The following is a 5179-nucleotide window of genomic DNA, read 5'->3' as shown; positions in this document are numbered from 1 at the left end:
CTTTCATATGAAAGTACCGAAGAGACTGGCTGTAAGTGTTGCTTTTCGAGGAGAAACACTTCTGCTGGTCTTTTTTTCGTGGTCTGGTGAACTTGATGGTTCCCAGTACGATTTAGCCACTGTAATGCTCGATCATTCCAATCTTCTATGTTGTTAAACACCCGACTGTCCGCGAAATTACCTTTTATGTATTTCACTACATTTTCAATCATGCCTTTAGATTCTGGATCAGCTCTTCTACATAAGTGAACTTTAAATTTGCGCTCATTTACATAGCTTTGAAATTCAGCTGTTAAAAGTAGCTGGCCTGCATTTTCACTCACAGCGATTAAATGGTCCTGATCATAGACGATTTCTTCTGTTTCATCCTCCATAGAACCGAAATGCATTTTCATGACATCTGATCGCATCTCTTGTAGTAAATGGACGTACCTGCCACTCCATATATTTATGTCTAGAGTGAGCGAGTACAAAGGCAATAAAGTACAGTTTAATTTCCTTGTTGTTTGTCGTCTTCTGTTTTGTTTCCCCCCAGTCTACTTGAAGTTGTTTGCCCATTGGTTGTTCAGGAACTGCTTCGTACTGACGAACAAGGACCTTTTTCTCAATCTGATAGACTTCACGAATATCTTTCACATAAGATCTCACGGTACTTCCACCGACCGATAGGTCGGGATATCTCTCCAAAAGCCAATCATGAATCTGAGCACTACTAAGATGAGGATACTTTTCTAGCCAGGCAAGTATCCAGTCTTTATAGTCATCTAGTTTTTTCTTCTTCCCCAAAGACTGTTCAGCATAAGCTCTTGCCTCATCAAATGACATTTAGACAGTTGTCCTTGAGATCTTAAGCTCCTTAGCGATTTGTGCTACTTTAAATTTTCTTTTACGTAGTTCATGAATCTTTAGATATAACACTAACTTCTCCTCCAAAACCCTAACCTCCAGTAAAATAACGTCAATATCTATTTTACTAAAGTAGTAGGTTGATTGAGCAAAAGTGTAAAATCTTATCAAGCGAAAACTGTCAACTTTATTCTAGCGTTTACAAACGTCCCTTTTTTAATCTTTCTATCTGTTTGTTTTTACTTTTACGCACGGCATCAAGAGCTAGATTCACCTTTTGAACAACATGATATTTATCAATGACAATGGATGCCTTAGGCAAAGAGTTTTGACAAGCTTTAAAAAAGGGCTTCCACATGTCCATAACCACTACGGATGGCGGTTTTTCTTTGAAAGAATTGAGAAGATTAACCGTCGCTTCATAGTCCCTATTGGGACCCATTTGATGAATCATACCTGTATGGATATCTGTAACCACAGTTTCATACCTATGACCTTTTCTTACAGCTACTTCATCAATTCCAATTACACCTGAGCAAGCACTATCATTCAATTCTTTCTTGGCTATGTCATAATAAATTCTCTCAAGCGTTTTATAACTAACCTTCAATTTACGGCTAACGTAACTAATCGTTGTTCCAGAACACATATCAAACGCTTTCTTACGAAACCGATAGGTTTCGTGTTTACCCGTTGGTACTGATGTAAGTGGTTCAGAGAACACTTCATTACAGTTATAACAACGCCAGCGTTTGATATGAATAATAGATAGAGAGTTTTATCTAATAAATCTAAATCTCGCACCTTCCTAATTCGCTGATCATGTTTTTTAAGGGGCGAGAAGCCACAATGAATACAATATTCTGGCGCCCCCTTTGGCTCGACATCTAGGTAAATGGTATCTTTTTGAATCTTTTGTTTTAAAATCATAAACTCTGGCAATCCTAGTGGTAAACAAATATTTGTTTTCACTCGCTATTCCTCCTAATTTGTATTTGCCTACAAAAAGGATTTCCAGGAAATAGCGAGTTTTTTCATGTCTTTAAAACTTTTTTCACAGAAATTGACGATGAATCGTGTTTTTCAACTAATTCTATAACTACTAAATAAATAAAAACCTCCTCAACATTGTCATTGAGGAGATTATTTCATAGGCTTATTGAGCTGAGAAAGGTGGAACTGTTTGATGCTTTCGCTACGTTAAAATGGTATGGAGTGTTTTCTATTCTTTTTTTGCATTAAACTCACGAAAACCTTTTAATTAATCAGAACAATATTTCAAACTCGGAGAGCTAAAAAGTTAATAACCAAGTAAAGGTCGTTCTGTCAATTTGGTAAATATATAAGTTTAATGCAAAGGGACAGGTTAATGGTTAATTCACCTTCCTCTTGAAGTTCGTTTAGACTTGTAATTGCTGTTTGCAATCATTTCTGCACAAGGTCCCAGAGGTAAAACTTTAAGCTACCTACTTATTTGCAGGAGTGAGTGTTGTGATTTCTGCTTAATTTTATAAGTAACAATAAACCATACTAAGATAAATTTGATTCTTAACAGCCTGTTCCGTGGTTCCATAAAGAACAGTGATTTTTGAATGCTGTTTCATCCCTTTAAAAAATGTTTCAATGGCACACCTAGTTCTATAGATTTGACCAATTTCCTCAGCATTAAGATCAAAGCGATTTGTAATAATCCTGATAGGATTTCCTTCGGTATCTAGTGTTTCTACTAAACGCAAAATATTTTCCATATGGTTTTGTGCGCCGCCTACAACAGCCATAGAATCAGACTGAATGATACTTCCTTCTGGTAAAGAAAAAGTTTCTATAGCATGAATCACAGCATTCTTTTTCAGACGAGAGGCAAAGAAAATACCATTTTCAAAGTATCTATCAAACTTTCATAATCAACGTATCCTCGGTCAAAAACGCACATGGCACCCTTCTCATCAATAAGAAATTCCATCTGAGCGATTTCCCGTAGGCTCTATCTTTGCTGAAGTTCATCAACTTTTTGTTAAAAATTTAATGAATTAATAGGTACTACCCGTTTACCAAATGAAGAAAATAGTGAATGCATGTCCATAAGATGATCCTTTACTATTGGATTTGGACAGGAAACCACCTGCACTTCCATTGTAAAGAATTTTTTTATCCTTCGGACAATATACCGCTAAACATTTTGTGTATTATGAATTTTTCAAATTAATTAAGACAACACTAGTGGTATTGTTTATATTATACTTCATTTTTATTTGCATACCACTGATAATATCTTATCGCCATTTCTTTTGGAATATCTGACATTTTCGTCTTAAGAATTGGGTCGGCACGTGTATACACATAAATTGAAGCAAGACCAAACTTACGCTGTAAAAATGATTCTGTAACTTTAAACTCCTCAATTTTTGAACGAGTAGTCACAAATAATTTTGTAGTAAATGCTCCTTTTTGTAATTGCATATATACCCCATTCAAATTATATGCACTATGTAACCCATTTAACACTTGTGAAATAACACTCAGAAGAAACAAAATTACTGATATATACCAAAATTCAGGAAAAAACTTAAGCACTATTAACACAATAAATAATCCGAAGCAGATACCCCTAATAGTTTTTACTATAATTGCTGATCGTGGCAAATTGCACATCTGTTGATTAATTTTAAACTCTGGTAAAATACTTGGTACTAAATGTAGCGCTCTATCTTTTTTAATGAATGGAAATAATATGTTGAAAACACCAATTCCTTCTCCTTCTCCCTCTTCCTTTCCTACACTTATAATTTTCACCTGAACAATAAGGAAAAATTTTTGAAGTAGGCTTGTATTTATATCTATTGCTTGCACCTTCTCTTTTGGAATTGAGAAGAGGTTTGTTTCTATAAGTCCTTTTTCAATAAAAATTCGATGTTGATTAGAACTCACTCTAAAATTTCTATATTTAATATAATTGTTAAAAAGTGTATAAGCCATTGATAATATAAGAAAAATGAAAATACCAAAAAGTATTGTTAGCCATGATCGCTGAAAAAAAGATAACGTATTACCTATATATTTTTCTATTAACAAAAAATCCTTTAGATTAAAGTACAGAGTATGAAGTACAGCTATAAAAATAATAACACTATTAGATGTAAGAGAACCAATAATGATTTCTTGTGTTTTTACACTGTAAACGTATTTATTTGAAATTCTTGCTGCCATACTTTTTTCTCTACTATTTGTCCCTTCTAAACTATCTGATTTATTATAACCACTCTCCCTTAATAATTTTTCTATTCGTTCAGCCTCATCAAAGGTGATCATTTCAAGTTTTACAAAACCCTCCTTTCCAGTTGATCCTGTATTCAATTGAAGTGATGTAAGATTAAATACTCGATGTATCAATGTTGTACTTCTTTTAATTCCTTGAATTCTATCAAGTGAAATAAACCTTTGCTTCTTTTTGAGTCGACCTTCGAAAATAAGTATTTTATTTTCGGTAAAAATATATTTAAAATGCTTCCAAGAAAAAAAAGCTGAAATGGATTTATAAATTAAAAACAAGATAGAAATTATTATCCATATATTCAAAAAAGAAGAATCTGATTTTAAAGCTTTAACAGCAAACAAAAAAACAGAAAAAAGAACTAGTTCCTTAACAGAACGAATAAACAATAATGGAATCCACAAAGGATGCATTCGTTTGGCTTGAACTTCTTCATTCACTCTCATTTTCTCTCCCTTTATCTGATTCCTGAATTCCCGCTAAAAAGGCAATTCTCTCCCGTAATTCAATTGACTCTCTCTCTGGAATAGCAGGGATCTTATGTTCTGAAGCCATTGTCCCAATTCTAATTGTAGACAAACCGAATTTACGAGATATTGGACCCTGACTCGAATTTACATATTGCACTTTAGTCATGGGAATAATATAGTGATTCTTTTTTATGGCTCCCCCATGTTTTAATTGTATGTACTTAGAATCAACTTCATATCGCCATGTTCTTTGGCGATATACAGGTATAAAAATGATTTCAATAACACTAGAAATAAATACTAGAATCATAGACAAATATATTATTTTGCTTATTAGATCATTCCAGCCATAAAACTTTTGAAAAAACAAAATCGCTAATAGAAATAGGACAATAGTAAAGTATACTATTAAATCTACTACTCTCCACATTTTCACAGCCTCAGGTGATATCTTCTGTTGTGGTTCTTTTATCATACTATCTTCTTTCCCCATTTCTTTTATTTATATATAAATCTACTTCACAATTCCTTTTTTGAGAAACAAATTATGCAGGATAGGAGCGCCCCTTAACTTGTAAAAGCAAAATTCAAA

Annotated in this window: 4 protein-coding genes and 2 pseudogenes; all 6 read right to left on the bottom strand. The window is 33.4% G+C overall.

What is annotated here, in order from left to right; genetic code table 11:
- A pseudogene (gene istA, locus JCM10596_RS27115) lies at window positions 1-918 on the bottom strand (IS21 family transposase); the annotation flags it as partial.
- Window positions 919-1045: 127 nt separating this feature from the next.
- A complete protein-coding gene (locus tag JCM10596_RS28440; RefSeq protein ID WP_081792161.1) occupies window positions 1046-1495 on the bottom strand; it encodes a transposase in 450 nt (149 codons plus the stop codon).
- On the bottom strand, window positions 1453-1818 hold the full coding sequence (locus tag JCM10596_RS28435) for a transposase family protein (RefSeq protein WP_025029025.1): 366 nt from the start codon (window positions 1816-1818) through the stop codon (window positions 1453-1455). Before JCM10596_RS28435 ends, JCM10596_RS28440 begins: the two co-directional genes overlap by 43 nt.
- 545 nt (window positions 1819-2363) lie before the next feature.
- Window positions 2364-2776 (bottom strand): annotated as a pseudogene (locus tag JCM10596_RS28430) (transposase); the annotation flags it as partial.
- Window positions 2777-3081: 305 nt separating this feature from the next.
- A complete protein-coding gene (locus tag JCM10596_RS22510) occupies window positions 3082-4557 on the bottom strand; it encodes a PH domain-containing protein (protein ID WP_051541419.1) in 1476 nt (491 codons plus the stop codon).
- Window positions 4550-5062 carry a PH domain-containing protein gene (locus JCM10596_RS22505; protein ID WP_025029023.1) on the bottom strand — a complete coding sequence of 171 codons (513 nt, stop codon included), beginning with the start codon at window positions 5060-5062 and terminating at the stop codon, window positions 4550-4552. Before JCM10596_RS22505 ends, JCM10596_RS22510 begins: the two co-directional genes overlap by 8 nt.
- Window positions 5063-5179: the final 117 nt, after the last annotated feature.

Source organism: Caldalkalibacillus mannanilyticus JCM 10596 (assembly GCF_000615945.1).
GTDB classification, from domain to species: domain Bacteria; phylum Bacillota; class Bacilli; order Caldalkalibacillales; family JCM-10596; genus Bacillus_AT; species Bacillus_AT mannanilyticus.
The sequence above is the reverse complement of the archived record's forward strand: the minus strand, read 5'-3'. Positions and strand labels throughout refer to the sequence as shown.

Bases quoted from the DNA above. Each gene is read 5' to 3' on its own strand.
- JCM10596_RS28440 (WP_081792161.1), bottom strand. From the start codon at position 1,495: ATGTGTTCTGGAACAACGATTAGTTACGTTAGCCGTAAATTGAAGGTT.
- JCM10596_RS22505 (WP_025029023.1), bottom strand. From the start codon at position 5,062: ATGATAAAAGAACCACAACAGAAGATATCACCTGAGGCTGTGAAAATG.